This window comes from Motiliproteus sediminis, assembly GCF_017912535.1.
Classification (GTDB): Bacteria; Pseudomonadota; Gammaproteobacteria; order Pseudomonadales; family Balneatricaceae; genus Motiliproteus; species Motiliproteus sediminis.
Genome location: NZ_JAERQK010000007.1, coordinates 145,775 through 160,724, shown reverse-complemented (window position 1 = coordinate 160,724; position 14,950 = coordinate 145,775). Strand labels below are relative to the sequence as shown.

The window sequence follows — 14,950 nt, the reverse complement described above, 5'->3', positions numbered from 1 at the left end:
CATGCGCGAACGCGATGACATGACCTTTCCGTTCAGCGAGTATCAGCGTCGCCTCAACGAGCTGCGCCAGCACATGGCTGAGCGGCTGCTCGATGCGGTAATCATCACCGATCCGGAAAACCTGATGTACCTGACGGATTACCAGACCACCGGTTACTCCTTCTTTCAGGCGCTGGTGGTGCCGGTCAACGACGAGCCGTTCATGATCACCCGGATGCTGGAGGAATCTAACGTTCACGCCCGTACCTGGGTAGAGCTGACCCGGCCCTACTCCGACAGCGGCGACGCCATTCAGATGTTGATCGAATCGCTGCGCGAGTTTGGTCTGTCCAACAAGATTCTGGGCTATGAGCGTAACAGTTACTTTTTCCCCGCCTATCATCAGGACTACATCCACACCGCGCTGACCGACGGTCGGCTGATGGACTGTTTCGGTATTGTCGAGCAGGGGCGACGGCGCAAATCGGCGCTGGAGCTGGAGATCATGCACAAAGCGGCGATCGCCACCCGTGCCGGTATGCAGGCGGGTATCGACGCCTGCCGCGCCGGGGTAACCGAGAACGAGATCGCCGCCGCAATCTCCAGCGGCATGTTCAGCGCCGGAGGTGAAACCCCGGCAGTGATGCCCTACGTTACCTCCGGCCCCCGCACCATGATCGGCCACGCCACCTTTGAGGGGCGTCGAGTGGAGCCGGGCGAGCATGTGTTTCTGGAGGTCGGCGGCTGCTTTCGTCGCTACCATACCGCGATGATGCGTACCGTGATCTGCGGTGAAGCCAGCGACAGCATGCTGCAAGCGCAGGAGGTGATGAAAGAAGCCCTGCGGCAAGTTCACCAGTTTATGCGACCCGGTATGACGGTCTCCGACGTAGACAATCTGGTCCGCAAGATTATCACCGACAACAGCGTCGGCGCCCGCCTGATCACCCGCTCCGGCTACTCCATCGGTATCGCCTTTCCTCCCAGCTGGGACGAGGGCTATATCATCAGCCTCAAGCAGGGCGACTCATCGGTGCTGGAACCGGGCATGACCTTTCATATCATTCCCTGGATGTGGGGAATCGACGGCGACAAGACTGCCGGCATCTCCGACACTTTCTACATCACCGACGATGGCTGCGGCTCGTTCTTTGCCGATTTCGAGCAGGACTTCGCGTTACGTCCCGATCCCCTCGATGAACCCGCGCGGCGCGAACTGGAGCTGATAAGCCCCAAGGCCAGCCGCAAAGCCAAGAAGAACGGCGATGACAACAAGGAGGCCTCATGCTGACTGCCACCAACCCGGCCACCGGTGAACATCTTCATGACTATCCGGCGCTGACCATGGAGCAAATGGCGACGCGTATCGATCAGGCTCACAGCGCGTTCAACTTCTGGCGCCAGCAGGGTTTTGCCGAGCGGGCCCGTGTGCTGCGCGCCGTGGCCGATTATATGCGCGACCACGCTGACGAACTCGGCCGCCCCATGACTCTGGAGATGGGCAAACCGGCCCACGAAGCCCGTGGCGAAGTACTCAAAGCGGCCTGGTGCGCAGAGCATTACGCCGACCATGCCGAAGCCTATCTTGCACCCCAGCATCTGGGCTCCGACGCTACCCGCAGCTATGTGCAGCACCCGCCACTGGGGCCGGTGCTGGGCATTCTGCCCTGGAATGCCCCCTTCTGGCTGGCATTCCGCTTCTGTGCACCGGCGCTCATGGCAGGCAACACCTGCCTGATGAAACACGACCCTCACGTTCCCGCCTGTGCAGAAGCGATCAGCCGCTGTTTTGAGGCGGTCAATGCACCGTCCGGCATCTTCCAGAACCTACCGCTACACAATCAGCACATAGCCACCGCCATCATCCATCCGCAGGTTCGAGCGGTCTCCTTTACCGGCTCCAGCGCTGCCGGTGCCCAGGTTGCCGCGACCGCGACGGGGGCACTGAAACCGGTGGTGCTGGAACTTGGCGGCTCGGACCCCGCCATCGTGCTCGCCGACGCTGATCTGGATGCGGCGGTAGAGGCGATCGCTCTGTCGCGGATCATCAATGCCGGCCAGTCCTGCATCGCGGCCAAACGTATCATCGTCGAGGACGCGGTGCACGATACCTTTGTCGAACGTCTGCACGCTGCGCTGGCGGCGCTCAGGTTAGGGGATCCGGATGATCCGAACACTCAGGTGGGCCCCCTGGCGAGAGCCGACCTGCGCGATAACCTGGCGCGCCAGGTCGAGGAGAGTATCGCTGCCGGTGCCCGCTGCCTGCTCGGTGGCCAGATGCCGGTCGGACCTGGCTTTTTCTACCCGGTCACCCTGCTCACCGAAGCGCACAACCAGATGCCGGCATGCCGCGAGGAGACCTTCGGCCCGGTGGCCGTGGTGCTGCGTGCCCGTGATGCCGACCACGCGCTGGCACTGGCCAACGACACCGACTACGGTCTGGCCGCTTCGATCTGGACCACCAGTGAACGAGGCGAGGCGCTGGCGCAGGATCTGGAAGCCGGGCAGGTAGTGGTCAACGGTCTGGTGAAAACCGATCCGCGCCTGCCCAGCGGCGGGATCAAGCGTTCGGGGCTGGGGCGTGAACTGGGCCCCCACGGGATTCTGGCCTTCGTCAACGTGCAGCAGGTATGGATCGGCCCTAAAACGGAATAAGCGCCAGACTCAGAGCGCCTTGGCGAACACCTTGGAATTGCGCTGCAGGTTATAGAGCGACTGGCGTGCATCCGGCAACTGCTCCCGCGGTACCTCTACAAAGCCCCGCTCCATAAACCAGTGCGCGGTGCGGGTAGTGAGCACGAACAGCCGCCGCACGCCTTGCTCCAGCGCACGCCGCTGCAGCGCATCGAGCAAATGGTCGCCACGGTCGCCGCCGCGATAATCGGGGTGAACCGCCACGCACGCCAACTCCGCCGAACCATCGCCAAAGGGATAGAGCGCTGCACAACCGATAATGGCGCCATCACGTTCGATCAGAGTAAAGCGCTCGATCTCGGTTTCCAGTACCTCGCGTGAGCGACGCACCAGCACCCCGTTCTCCTCCAGCGGCCGGATCAGCTCCAGAATACCGCCCACATCTTCGATGCTCGCCTCGCGCACCTGTTCGTAGCTCTCCTGGCTGATCATGGTTCCCGCGCCATCGCGGGTAAACAGCTCCATCAGCAAGGCACCATCTTGCTGAAAGCTAATCAGGTGTCCCCGTGAAACCCCACCGCGGCAAGCCTGGGTAATAGCGGTCAGTTGCCGCGACAGCTGACTGCGCGGCAGCGCCGAAGCCGGATCGAGGTTCTCGAGGTACTGGTGCAGCAAGCGCTCGGCACCGCGGGTAAGTAGCTCTGAATGGCGTTCGCCACGTTGGTTGGTGATCCCTGCTTCCTGACCAAAGCAGATCAGCTTGTCGGCCTCGATCGCCACCGCCACCTGCGCCGCAACATCTTCGACCGACAGGTTGAACACCTCTCCGGTCGGCGAGAAACCCAGATTGGAGAGCAGTACCAGCGCACCGTCATTGAGCAGCCAGCGCAGCGCCTTGCCATCGACCCGTCGCACCTCGCCGGTGTGACAGAAGTCGATGCCATCCACCACCCCCAGAGGCTTGGCGATGACAAAGTTGCCACCGCACACCTTGACTCGCGCGCCGTGCATCGGCGAGTTGGGCAGTCCCATGGATAGCTGGGCCTCGATGTCGGTGCGCAGACTACCCACCGCCTCTTTGACGCAGACCAGAGCCGCCCCATCAGTGACCCGCAAGCCCTGATGGAACTGGGACGCCGCGCCCCGTTCGGCCAGACGCGCCTCAATCTGGGGCCGGGCGCCATGGACCAGAACCAGCCGCACACCGAGGCTATTGAGCAGCGCGATATCGTGCACGATGTTGGCGAAATTGGGGTCGGCCAGCGCATCGCCATCCAGCATCAGCACAAAGGTTTTGCCCCGATGCGCGTTGATATACGGCGAGGAGTGACGGAAGAAGTCGACGTAGTCCTGGCTGCTGATACTCAAAGCACGGTTTCCTTAAACGCGCCGCCCTGCGGCGCCCTGAGTTCCAGTATGGTCGCTCGACAGTATCATCGCGACCGCTTGCGGTATTGTGCAACCTTCTGAGGCTAAAAACAAAAACGGCGACCTCGAGGTCGCCGTTTCGCTTGCCGTCAGGCGATCAGGCGAACACCCCCTTGAGGATGAAGAAGAACAAGATCGCCAGACCGGCACCCGCCGGCAGGGTCACAATCCAGGACATGAAAATGGTACCCACCACCTGCAGGTTGAGCGCACCCAGGCCGCGGGCGATACCGACACCCAGAACCGCGCCCACCAGGGTGTGAGTGGTAGAGATCGGCAGACCGGTACCGGATGCGATAACCACGGTGGTGGCCGCGGCCAGAGTCGCGGCAAAACCACGGCTCGGTGTCAACTCGGTGATTCCAGTACCTACGGTGGCGATGACCTTGTGGCCGTACATCACCAGGCCGACAACGATACCGCCGCCACCCAGCAGCAGAATCCAGTGCGGCATGGCCGACTTCTGCGCCACTTCACCACCGGCACCAACGATGCTGACCACGGCCGCCAGCGGACCCACCGCATTGGCTACGTCATTGGAGCCGTGGGCAAAGGCCATGGCGCAGGCGGTAAACATCATCAGTACGCCAAACACCTTTTCGACCCCGGTAAAGTGGTACTCGGCGTTCTCTTCCTTGGTCTGGGTGATATTTCGTTGCAGGTATTTGGCGAGGAAGAACACCAACACACCGGCAACCAGCGAGTAAACCGCACTCTCCGCGAAAGATAGCCCCAGGCCGATATGCTTGAGCCCCTTGGTGAAAGTGACCATGGCAATCACGAAACCCACCATAAAGCTATAGATAGGCACGTACTTCTTGGCACTTTCGAAGGGATCGGGGCTGTCCATCACCAGCCGCTGCACGCTGCGATAGAGCATGAAAGCGACGCTGCCCGCCAGTACCGGCGACACCACCCAACTGGCGACGATTTTGCCAACTTTGCCCCAGGCCACCGCATCAACGGAGATACCCACCGCCGCAAAACCGACGATGGCACCAACAATCGAGTGGGTCGTCGATACCGGCCAGCCGAAGTGGGTGGCCACCAACAGCCAGACACCTGCCGCCAATAGCGCGGCCAGCATGCCAAACACCAGCAGCTCGGGGGTTGCGGCCATGATGCCGGGATCGATAATCCCCTTGCGGATGGTTGCGGTCACCGCACCGCCGGCCAGATAGGCACCGGCAAATTCGAACACGATGGCGATCATGATCGCCTGTTTGATGGTCAGCGCCTTGGAACCAACCGACGTACCCATAGCGTTGGCAACGTCGTTGGCGCCCACACCCCAGGCCATGAAAAATCCAAAGATACAGGCCAGTGCGATCAGCACTGTGCCGTAGTTAGCGATGATATCCATGAAATTGTTCCCGTTGGAGGAGAATTAGTGAGCCAGCAACAGCTGCAGGCGACTGCCTACCTGTTGCGCGCGGTCCGCGACTTCGCCGACCCAGTCGATGACCTTGTACAGGAACATCACGTCGATGGGGGGCAGCTCTTTTTCCAGAGCAAACAGCGCGTGACGCAGCTCTTTCTCACGCACGTCCGCTTCATGCTCCAACTGATCAAGTTCGGCGATCATCTTCTCGACCACGTCCACTTCACGGCCGCGGAAGCCCGCAGCAACCAGTTCGTCCAGTTCATTCAGCGCGGTCACCGCCTGTTCGCTTACCGCGATGGCACCTTTAACATGGGCTGTCATCAGCTCCGCAATCGCCGCCGGGATCTCCATCCGCCGCCCCAGCATAATGCCGGCGACATCCTTAGCCTTGTTGGCGATCCGGTCCTGCATCCGCAACAGTTCCAGCAAATCGGTGCGTGGCACCGGCATGAACAGGCTCTTGGGCAGGTGGCTGCGAACGCCACGTTTAAGGTCGTCGGCTTCGTGTTCCAGTTGGCTGATACGCAGCTGGATCGCTTCTGCTTGCTGCCAATCCTTGGCCAGTACCGCTTCAAAGAAGGGAATGAGTTCCATTGCGCAGGCGTGGGCCTTTTCAATATGCTGCTGCATAGGCTTAACCGGCGACTTGGCAAACATTTGCATAAATGAACTGTTTGCGACCATGGTTGCTCACCTTTTGGACAGAAAATTTGCGCGAAGTATAAAGGCCCCTGTCACCGCTTTGTAGCCTTTTTGACACATTATTTTTACGCTTTTTACGTCAAATTGTCATAAAAATGTAACATTTGGCGAGATCTTGAACACCGAACAATCTCGCTCCTCATACAGAGAAACATCCCATGGCAGCCGAAATAGAACTCAAACTCTCTCTGCCCCGCGACCCGGCTAATGCCCTCGCCCGACACCCTCTGATAGAGCGCCACCAGCAAGCCGCGCCCCGGCGGCAGGCACTCTACAACCGCTACTTTGACACCCCTGATCAAGACCTCAACCACCACGCCATCGCCTTGCGAATCCGACGCCAGGGGCAGACCTATATCCAGACCCTGAAAACCCGCGGCAGCAGTCAGGGCGGCTTGCATCAGCGTCAGGAATGGGAGTGGCCGCTGCCGTCCGACCAACTGGACCTGAAGCTGTTGCCCGCCGAAGCCTTTCCAGCGACGATTAACACCGCCCTGCTGGCCGCCGCTTTTACCACCGACTTTCAGCGCACCAGCTGGATTCTCAACTATGCAGCGGCCGGCAAACAGGCGCTGATAGAGCTGGTGCTGGACGATGGCTGGGTCAGTAACGGTTCCCAGCGCGACCCGATCTACGAAGTTGAACTGGAGCTAAAACAGGGAGATGCCGGCACGCTGATCTCCTTCGCCCGGGCGCTGGCAGCAACTCTACCGTTACGGATCTGCCGCATCAGCAAGGCGGAACGGGGCTACCGTCTGGCGGCACCGGAACGTGCTCGCCAACTCCCGACAGTGCCAACGCCTGCGACAGACAGCAGCATCGAGCAAGCCTTCTACCTGCTGCTGGAAGCGCGACTGGAGCGACTCCAGAGTGCCATCGAGGGCTACGAGTTTCTGGCCGATGACAGCATGCTGCCGGCCCTCGCCGAGGAACTCAGCCAGCTGCTTACCCTGCTGGACTGCCATGCGGATGCGGCGACGGCCGCAGAGCTGGTGTCACCGCTGGCGGACCTTGAGCGAGAGCTGCGTCGGCTGCTGGCCCCGCTGCTTCTCAACCGTTATCAGGGGGCCGCCATCCGCGAACGGCAGCAAGCCAAACTGGGGGCAGAGCTCGAAAGCTGGCTCAACAGCCAAGCCCTGGGGCAACAACTGCTGGCACTGAGCGACCTGTTGCACCGTCGTCCCTGGAACCAACCGGTCGAGCCTTTCTTTGATCCACAACCTTGAAGCAACGGCCAAAATTACCTCTAATCAACGCTCTCTACTTGAATCAGGATGTTGTCATGCAGGGCCCACAGCTCGACTCCCTTCCCCAGCCACTTCGCAGCAGCGTTGAGCGCCACTGGCAGCATTTTTGCGACCAAGCCGATGACGCCGTTACCGCCGCCTTAGAGACTGCCGATGCAGGCTTCTGGGACCAGCTGGCACGGGTCTGGGCCGGCAGCGATTATGTCGCCGAACAGTGTCGATCCCGGCCGGAGCTGTTGGTCGAACTGCTCGACAGTCGTAACGGCAGCGTTGCAGACCATCAGTTTGCCAGCGAGCTGGAGCGAGCCCTGAGCGACATCATCGCCGACAGCGCCCTGGAACAGACTCTGCGCCGTTATCGTCACCAGCAGATGGTTAGAATCATCTGGCGCGACCTCTGCCGCCTGGCAGAGCTGGAGGAGACCACGCGCGATCTCAGCAGCCTGGCTGATGCCTGCGTTGACCAGGCCCTCAACTGGCTCTATCCGCGTTTCTGTAACGACTGGGGTACCCCCTATTCCCGCGAACGTGAGGGCCGGCCGGCACGTCCGCTGCAGATGGTGGTGATCGGCATGGGCAAGCTCGGTGCCGGAGAGCTCAACCTATCCTCCGACATCGACCTGATGTTCGCCTTCCCCGAGGGCGGCGAAACCCGGGACGGTCGTCGCTGCGCCGACAATCAGGCGTTCTTCAATCGGCTCGGGCAGCGCCTGATTCAGGTGCTCGACAACACCACCGCCGACGGCTTCGTGTTCCGCGTAGACATGCGCCTGCGCCCTTACGGCCAGAGCGGCATCCTCTGCCCCAGTTTCGCCGCGATGGAGGAGTACTATCAGGATCAGGGGCGTGAATGGGAGCGCTACGCCATGATCAAGGCGCGGGTGATCGCCGGTGACCAGACCGCCGGTGCACAACTGATGACCAGCCTGCGCCCCTTCGTCTATCGCAAGTACCTCGATTACAGCGCCTTCGAATCGCTACGGGAGATGAAAGCGATGATCAACCGCGAGGTGCGCCGGCGCCAGCTGGAGGGCAACGTCAAACTGGGGCCGGGCGGCATTCGCGAAGTAGAGTTCATCGCCCAGGCCTTTCAACTGATCCGCGGCGGCCGCGACAGTCGCCTGCAGCAGCGCGAACTGCGTCAGGTGCTGCCGCTGCTACCGGAAGCAGTGGGGATGCCGGAAAGCGCTGTTGACGAGCTGTTGCACGCCTACCGTTTTCTGCGCAACGCAGAGCACGCTATTCAGGCGGTCGCCGACCAGCAGACCCAGGAGCTGCCAACCGATGACAGCGGCCAACTGCGACTGGCGTACAGCATGGGATACGGCAGCTGGGAAAGCTTCATGTCCTCGCTCGACCAGCATCGCCAGCGGGTACGCCACCACTTTGCCGAGGTGATTGCCAGCGACGACGAAGAGCGTGACGAGGACGATGGCAACCTCTGGCTGCCGCTCTGGAGCGGCGCCCTGGATGACGACGCCGCACTGGAGCTGCTGCAACAGCAGGGCCACGAAAAACCGACTGAATCGCTGCGCCTGCTGGCCAATCTGCGCAGCAGCCGGCGGGTAGAGTCACTACAGCAGATCGGCCGCGAACGACTCGACAAGGCGATGCCATTGCTGCTGGCTGAGGTGTGCAGTCAGGACAACCCCACCCGCACGCTGGAGCGCTGCCTGCAGCTGATTGAATCGGTATTGCGCCGCAGCGCCTACCTGGTATTGCTGATCGAGAACCCGGGGGCACTAACTCAGTTGGTGACGCTCTGCTCCGCCAGCCCCTGGTTCGCCCACCAGTTGGCGCTGCAACCGATTCTGCTGGACGAACTGATCGACGTCCGCTCGCTTTACAACCCGCCCGACAAGAGCGCGCTGGAGGATGAACTGCGCCAGCAGCTGCTGCGGGTTCCGGAAGATGATGTCGAACAACTGATGAACACGCTGCGCTATTTCAAGAACGCCCATGCCCTGCGCGTTGCCGCAGCAGAGATAAGCGGGGCACTACCTTTGATGAAAGTAAGTGATTACTTAACTTACATCGCCGAAGTCATACTGGACGGTGCGCTCAGCATCGCCTGGCGCATGCTGACCGACAAGCACGGTGTGCCGCAGCGCGAACCGGGCGTGCCTTGCGACCCCGACTTTATCGTCGTTGGCTACGGCAAGGTGGGGGGGATCGAGCTCAGCTACGGTTCCGACCTCGATCTGGTGTTTATTCACGATGCTGGCGCAAATCTGGAAACTGACGGCACCAAGCCGGTGGATAATCAGGTGTTCTTCACCCGTCTGGGCCAGAAGATCATCCATCTGCTCAACACCGCTACCACTTCCGGCCAACTGTACGAGGTGGATATGCGCCTGCGCCCCTCCGGCAACTCCGGGCTGCTGGTCAGTTCGTTAAAAGCGTTCCGCGACTACCAGCTCAATGAGGCCTGGACCTGGGAACATCAGGCACTGGTCCGCGCCCGCGTAGTGGCTGGCAGCAAAGCGCTGCAGCAGCGGTTCGAGGCGGTGCGAGCCGAGGTGTTGAGTCAGCCGCGTGAAGGGGACAAGCTGCGGGGCGAAGTGCGCGATATGCGCCACAAGATGCGTGAGCATCTGGGCAGCAAGAACGCCCCGTCAGACACTGATCCCAAGTTCAATCTCAAGCAGGATCGCGGCGGCATCGTCGATATCGAGTTTCTGGTGCAGTATTTCGCCCTGGCTCACGCCTGCGACAAGCCGGACCTGATTACCTACACCGATAACATCCGCATTCTCGATGCTATCGAAGCCTGTGGCCTGCTCACCGGTGACGACGCCCAGAAGCTGCGCGACACCTACATCGCCTATCGCTCCATGGGCCATCGACAGGCCTTGCAGGAGGAGGACAACACCATCAGCGCCGCCGAGGTAACGGAGCTGCGGGACCGGGTCGCGACCATCTGGGACCGGGAGATGGAAGCCTAATAAGCCCTCGTCAACGACCATAAACAAGGGCCTGCACGGGTTGGGGAAGATGGTTCGAATCGGCGCCGAGCGGTCATTGATGTTGCTTAGGCCGCACGGTGTTCAAGGCTCCTTCCTGATGGTGCTTGTAAGGCCTTGGTTGCGCCCGGGTGGACGGAACAGAAGTTTTCGAACGATGCCGATAGTGAGCCTGAAACTAAAACCCGCCGGCCCGAGGCTAAAGATTGCTTTGCGCCGTTCTCCGCCATTTCACCAAATAGCGTGATGAGCCATAAAAAAACCTGGCAGAGGCCAGGTTTTTTTATCACCTAAGGGGGCTCAGAGGCTGGTCAGCCAGCCGTGGCGATCTTCCGCCTTGCCCCACTGAATGTCGTTGAGTGTTTGGCGCAGCTTGATCGTGGTCGCGCCCGGCTTGCCGCTGCCGACGGTTATCTCTTTGCCCTGATGAATCAGCGTACCCACTGGCGTCAATACCGCTGCGGTCCCCGACAGAGCCGCCTCACAACCGGGCTTGGCCGCGCGTTCGATCAGTTCGTCGACACTCAGAGAGCGCTCGGAAACGGTCATTCCCAGATCACGGGCGATGGTCAGAATAGAGTCACGGGTAACGCCGTGCAGGAAGCTGTCATCCAGCGCCTTGGTGATGATCTCGTCGCCATCGATCAGCAGAAAGTTGGCAGCGCCGGTTTCCTGTACATCGCCGTTGGGACAGAACAGCACCTGATCGGCCTGATGCTCTTTGCGCGCACGCAGGATCGGACCCAGTGCGCTGGCATAGTTGCCACCACTCTTCACCCGGCCCATGTGCGCGGCGCAACGCATGTCGTCTTCCAGCAGCAGGCGCAGGCAGGCATCACCACCGGCGAAATAATCGCCCACCGGTGACAGCAGTACGTACTGGCAGGAGCTCATCGACGGCGCCGCCGCCTTGCCGATGGCCGCTTCGGTTCCGAAGTGGGTCGGACGGATATACATGGAGCCGGGCGGCTCGGGCACATCGCTGGCAAACCGCGCCACGAGATCCAGCACCATCTTGGTCGACATGGCGCTATCGATAGCCGGCAAGGACAGCAGCTCGCTACTTTGGGCAAAGCGCGCCATGTTGCGATCGATACGGAACACCTTGATCGAACCGTCGGCATGACGGAACGCCTTCAGGCCTTCAAAGCAGGTACTGGAATAATGCAACACATGGGCACCGGGATGCAGTTGAATGCTGTCGCTGGCCACCACTTCCGGCTGACTCCAGCTTGAACCATCAAACCACGCGATCGCCATCTCTGGCATGAACACGGTACCGAATGCAGACATGAAGCTACCTCAATATTGAGCCTGTTATTGTTCAATGGAATCCTGGGGCGTTGCCGGCGCAGAAAGACGCGAGTTGCCGGCGCCGGACGTTTCCGTGCGGTTGGCCAAATCCCTGAGAAAGAGGATTGTAATCAGCAATCCGGCAAAAGGGAATTGCCCCTTGGGAAGGCCTCGCAACGGATGAAAGCAGCCGCGGTCAGGCGGACCGGTATCCCTCCCGCAACTTATGCCACCCCGCATCATGGCCACCGCCGGGGAACAGTTTATCCAGCGACCGGCGCAGCCGATCCAGATTCCCCTCCGCCCAGCGGCCCGCCGCGCGTAGACGGCAGCGATCAAAGTCGATCAGGTAGATCTGCTGTTCGGTATCCACCAGTATGTTGCGCAGGTTGAGATCGACGTGGTCCAGTCCGGCCGCGTGGAAGCGGGCAATGGTAGCGCCAACCTCAGCCCAGGGAATAGCGCCCCCGGCGTCCAGTTGATCCGCCAGCGACCGGGCACCATCGATGCGCGCCGTCATCAGGTCGGCCCGGTAAGTCAGTCCTTGGCGCACGACACAGCCCGCCAGCGGGCGCGGCACCGGCAAGCCCTGATCAAAAAGTTGCTGCGTCAGCACGAATTCCGCATAGGCCCGGGTCTGCTCCAGCCCGGTCCAGAGATAGCGGTCAGCGGAGAGCTTGGCGGCCATACCGCCGCGGCGGTAATGGCGCCAGACCAGCTGCCAGCCCTGATAACTGACAAAATAGCTCTCGCCACGGCCCGGGGCGGAGTCCACCTGTTGCCCGCGGGAGCGCCACCAGTTGAGATCGAACCAGGAAGGAGTAATATGCTCAACCAGTTCCGGCGCTGCCATAAGGAGCGCGCCATCCCGTTCAAAGGCCTGGAATTTCATCGTCAATGTCAGTCGACCTGCCGCTTCGCGAGCCGCCCCAATCGATCTGCGTGCTTCGCCTGTCTGCGCTTGGAGATGTGTGTAACGCCGTGCCGGCGATACGCGCCCTGCAACGACAGTGGCCAGATTGTCGCATAACCTGGATCATTGGCAAGGTCGAACGGATGCTGCTCGACGGCCTGGAAGGGGTCGAGTTCATCACCTACGACAAGTCCAGCGGGCTTAAGGGGGTGCTGGCTCTGCGCCAACAGCTGGCCGGTCGCCGCTTCGATATTTTGCTGCACATGCAGGCCGCTCTGCGCGCCAGTCTGGTGTCGCTGGCGATTCCCGCCCGCATCCGCTTGGGCTTTGACCGTGAGCGGGCCAAAGATCGGCAGTACCTGTTTACCAACGCCCGGATCGCCGCCCAACCCCACAGCCACGTACTGGAAGGATTCCAGGGATTTGTGCGTGCCCTCGGGGCCGATCCGCAACCGCTGGAGTGGAACATCCCTATTCCGGATGCTGACCGCACCCGCGCCAAAGAGCGCGCGCCCGAGGGCCGGTACTTGGTGATCAGCCCCTGCTCCAGCCAGCGCATCCGCAACTTCCGTAACTGGTCCGCCGGAGGCTACGCCGCGGTTATCGATTACGCTTACCAGAACTACGGCGTCTATACCGTACTCACCGGCGGCAATAGCGAACTGGAGCAGCAATATGGCACCGACATCAGCCGCCTGGCCCAAAGCCCGGTCACCAATCTGATCGGCCAGACCACGCTCAAGGAACTGCTGGCACTGATCGGCAACGCCGCTGGCGTCATCGGTCCCGACTCCGGCCCGATGCATATGGCCACCACCACCCGCACCCCGGCGCTGGGGCTTTACGCCAGCTCCAACCCGGACCGCACCGGCCCCTATCTCAGCCGCGACTGGGTCATCAACCGCTACCCGGATCAGGTTCGTAAAGCCTTTGACGCCGATGTGAGTGAGGTCAGTTGGGGCAAGCGCGTTCGCGACCCCGACGTCATGGACAGCATCAAAGTCGATGAGGTCATCGCCATGGTCGACCGCCTGCTCGGCGAAGGTAACCCCGCATGAGCCGCCTGCAGCGCGCGGTGTACCACGGCCTGATCCAGCTGCTGACACCGGTGGGTCTGGCGCTGGGGCGTAAACAGGACCCTGTCCGCTGGAGAGAACGGCTGGGTTACTACCCGTCACAACTGCCCCAAGCACCGCTTTGGATCCATGCCGCCTCGGTCGGTGAGGCCAAGGCTGCCGCGCTGCTGATCGATGCCCTGAGGGATGCCGGGGAACCCGGCCCCTTTGTGGTCACCACCACCACCCGCACCGGCGGCGACACCATTCGAGCGGTGCTGCGACCCGGTGATATGCAACTCTATGCGCCACTGGATAACCCCCGCGCGGTCAACCGGGCACTGGCGCAGATCGCTCCGCGTGCGTTGGTAGTAATGGAAGTAGAGATCTGGCCCAACCTGTGGAGCGCCTGCAAAGCACGCGCTATTCCGGTAGTACTTGCCAACGCCCGCCTATCGGACAGCTCGCTGGCGCGCTACCAGAACAAGCTGCCCGCGGTATGGAGCCATACCCTGCAACAGGCCGACATGATCCTGGCTCAGAGCGACACCATTGCAGCGCGCTTTCGTGCTCTCGGCGTTAACGATGCCAGACTGCAGGTCAGTGGCAATCTCAAATTCAGCCTCAGCATCGACAGCGCGGTTCAGACTGCCGGCGAGAGGCTGCGTCAACTGCTGGGCAGCGAACGTCCCGTCTGGCTTGCCGCCAGCACCCACCCGGGAGAGGAAGCCATCGCCCTCGACACCCAACGCCAGCTGCTGGCCAAGCACCCCGAGCTGCTGCTGGTCCTGGTGCCGCGTCATCCACAGCGCTTTAACGAGGTAGCGCAGCAATGCGCTGCCAGCGGCCTCCGCTGGCAACGGCGCAGCGACGATGGCAACACACCGGTCGCAGCTGACTGCCAGGTCTATCTCGCCGATACGCTCGGTGAACTGCTGGCGCTCTACTGCGCCGCCGATCTCTGCTGGGTGGCGGGCAGTTTCGTCGATGTGGGCGGGCACAACATCCTCGAACCCGCAGCCTGCAACTGCCCGATGATCGTGGGGCCGGACATGCGTAATTTTGAGGCGATCACGGCGGAATTTCTGGCGGCCAAGGCGCTGCATCAGGTAACCACGCCGGATGCACTGAAGCACGCCATTGCCAGCCTGCTGATGCAACCACAGTCACGCAGGGAACTGTCACAACAGGCTGCCATGCAACTGCAGGGCTATGCCAACGCGGCAAGTCAGCAGGCTGATGCCATTCGTGCTCTGCTGGGCTGATTCCATGCCACTGACGGGCAGCCCTAGCCCCGACTAAACTGTGGTAGAATCCCGCGCCAGACCGGGTGCGGTATGCGCCCGCTATCG

General features: G+C 61.5%; 11 protein-coding genes. 6 read left to right on the top strand and 5 right to left on the bottom strand.

Translation table 11 applies throughout. The features are described 5' to 3' along the window. Position 1 precedes the first annotated feature (1 nt). Both doeA and JJQ76_RS13215 read left to right on the top strand, forming a co-directional pair. On the top strand, positions 2–1,270 hold the full coding sequence (gene doeA, locus JJQ76_RS13220; protein WP_210397329.1) for an ectoine hydrolase: 1,269 nt from the start codon (positions 2–4) through the stop codon (positions 1,268–1,270). Next, positions 1,264–2,634 carry an NAD-dependent succinate-semialdehyde dehydrogenase gene (locus JJQ76_RS13215; protein WP_210397328.1) on the top strand — a complete coding sequence of 457 codons (1,371 nt, stop codon included), beginning with the start codon at positions 1,264–1,266 and terminating at the stop codon, positions 2,632–2,634. Before doeA ends, JJQ76_RS13215 begins: the two co-directional genes overlap by 7 nt. Positions 2,635–2,643: 9 nt before the next feature. On the opposite strand, the gene argA is transcribed toward JJQ76_RS13215, so the two are convergent. The 3 genes from argA to JJQ76_RS13200 all read right to left on the bottom strand — a co-directional run bounded on the left by argA (position 2,644) and on the right by JJQ76_RS13200 (position 6,109). Next, a complete protein-coding gene (gene argA / locus JJQ76_RS13210) occupies positions 2,644–3,981 on the bottom strand; it encodes an amino-acid N-acetyltransferase (RefSeq protein ID WP_210397327.1) in 1,338 nt (445 codons plus the stop codon). Positions 3,982–4,138: 157 nt separating this feature from the next. Then, positions 4,139–5,404, bottom strand: a complete 1,266-nt coding sequence (locus JJQ76_RS13205; RefSeq protein ID WP_210397326.1) for an inorganic phosphate transporter — start codon at positions 5,402–5,404, stop codon at positions 4,139–4,141. Positions 5,405–5,428: 24 nt separating this feature from the next. Then, the gene (locus JJQ76_RS13200) at positions 5,429–6,109 is read right to left on the bottom strand and encodes a TIGR00153 family protein (protein ID WP_210397325.1); all 681 of its coding nucleotides are present in this window, start codon (positions 6,107–6,109) and stop codon (positions 5,429–5,431) included. A 176-nt stretch (positions 6,110–6,285) separates the two neighbouring features. Between JJQ76_RS13200 and JJQ76_RS13195 the strand changes: the two genes are divergently transcribed. Beyond that, positions 6,286–7,353, top strand: a complete 1,068-nt coding sequence (locus tag JJQ76_RS13195; RefSeq protein WP_210397324.1) for a CYTH domain-containing protein — start codon at positions 6,286–6,288, stop codon at positions 7,351–7,353. A gap of 56 nt (positions 7,354–7,409) precedes the next feature. After that, complete coding sequence (glnE, locus tag JJQ76_RS13190) at positions 7,410–10,319, top strand: bifunctional [glutamate--ammonia ligase]-adenylyl-L-tyrosine phosphorylase/[glutamate--ammonia-ligase] adenylyltransferase (protein ID WP_210397323.1); 2,910 nt, start codon at positions 7,410–7,412, stop codon at positions 10,317–10,319. Between the two features lie 318 nt (positions 10,320–10,637). Here glnE and JJQ76_RS13185 read toward each other — a convergent pair whose 3' ends face one another. After that, a complete protein-coding gene (locus tag JJQ76_RS13185) occupies positions 10,638–11,630 on the bottom strand; it encodes a branched-chain amino acid aminotransferase (protein WP_210397322.1) in 993 nt (330 codons plus the stop codon). Positions 11,631–11,826: 196 nt separating this feature from the next. After that, on the bottom strand, positions 11,827–12,522 hold the full coding sequence (locus JJQ76_RS13180) for a 3-deoxy-D-manno-octulosonic acid kinase (protein WP_210397321.1): 696 nt from the start codon (positions 12,520–12,522) through the stop codon (positions 11,827–11,829). A 5-nt stretch (positions 12,523–12,527) separates the two neighbouring features. Between JJQ76_RS13180 and JJQ76_RS13175 the strand changes: the two genes are divergently transcribed. Together JJQ76_RS13175 and JJQ76_RS13170 are read left to right on the top strand one after the other, a co-directional pair. After that, positions 12,528–13,601, top strand: coding sequence for a glycosyltransferase family 9 protein (locus tag JJQ76_RS13175; RefSeq protein WP_210397320.1), 1,074 nt, complete (start codon positions 12,528–12,530; stop codon positions 13,599–13,601). Beyond that, positions 13,598–14,863, top strand: coding sequence for a 3-deoxy-D-manno-octulosonic acid transferase (locus JJQ76_RS13170; RefSeq protein ID WP_210397319.1), 1,266 nt, complete (start codon positions 13,598–13,600; stop codon positions 14,861–14,863). Before JJQ76_RS13175 ends, JJQ76_RS13170 begins: the two co-directional genes overlap by 4 nt. The last annotated feature ends 87 nt before the right edge of the window (positions 14,864–14,950 follow it).

Coding starts and splice junctions, on each gene's coding strand:
- JJQ76_RS13205 (WP_210397326.1), bottom strand. CDS start 5,404: ATGGATATCATCGCTAACTACGGCACAGTGCTGATCGCACTGGCCTGT.
- JJQ76_RS13185 (WP_210397322.1), bottom strand. CDS start 11,630: ATGTCTGCATTCGGTACCGTGTTCATGCCAGAGATGGCGATCGCGTGG.
- JJQ76_RS13200 (WP_210397325.1), bottom strand. CDS start 6,109: ATGGTCGCAAACAGTTCATTTATGCAAATGTTTGCCAAGTCGCCGGTT.
- JJQ76_RS13180 (WP_210397321.1), bottom strand. CDS start 12,522: ATGAAATTCCAGGCCTTTGAACGGGATGGCGCGCTCCTTATGGCAGCG.
- JJQ76_RS13215 (WP_210397328.1), top strand. CDS start 1,264: ATGCTGACTGCCACCAACCCGGCCACCGGTGAACATCTTCATGACTAT.
- glnE (WP_210397323.1), top strand. CDS start 7,410: ATGCAGGGCCCACAGCTCGACTCCCTTCCCCAGCCACTTCGCAGCAGC.
- JJQ76_RS13175 (WP_210397320.1), top strand. CDS start 12,528: ATGTCAGTCGACCTGCCGCTTCGCGAGCCGCCCCAATCGATCTGCGTG.
- doeA (WP_210397329.1), top strand. CDS start 2: ATGCGCGAACGCGATGACATGACCTTTCCGTTCAGCGAGTATCAGCGT.
- JJQ76_RS13195 (WP_210397324.1), top strand. CDS start 6,286: ATGGCAGCCGAAATAGAACTCAAACTCTCTCTGCCCCGCGACCCGGCT.
- JJQ76_RS13170 (WP_210397319.1), top strand. CDS start 13,598: ATGAGCCGCCTGCAGCGCGCGGTGTACCACGGCCTGATCCAGCTGCTG.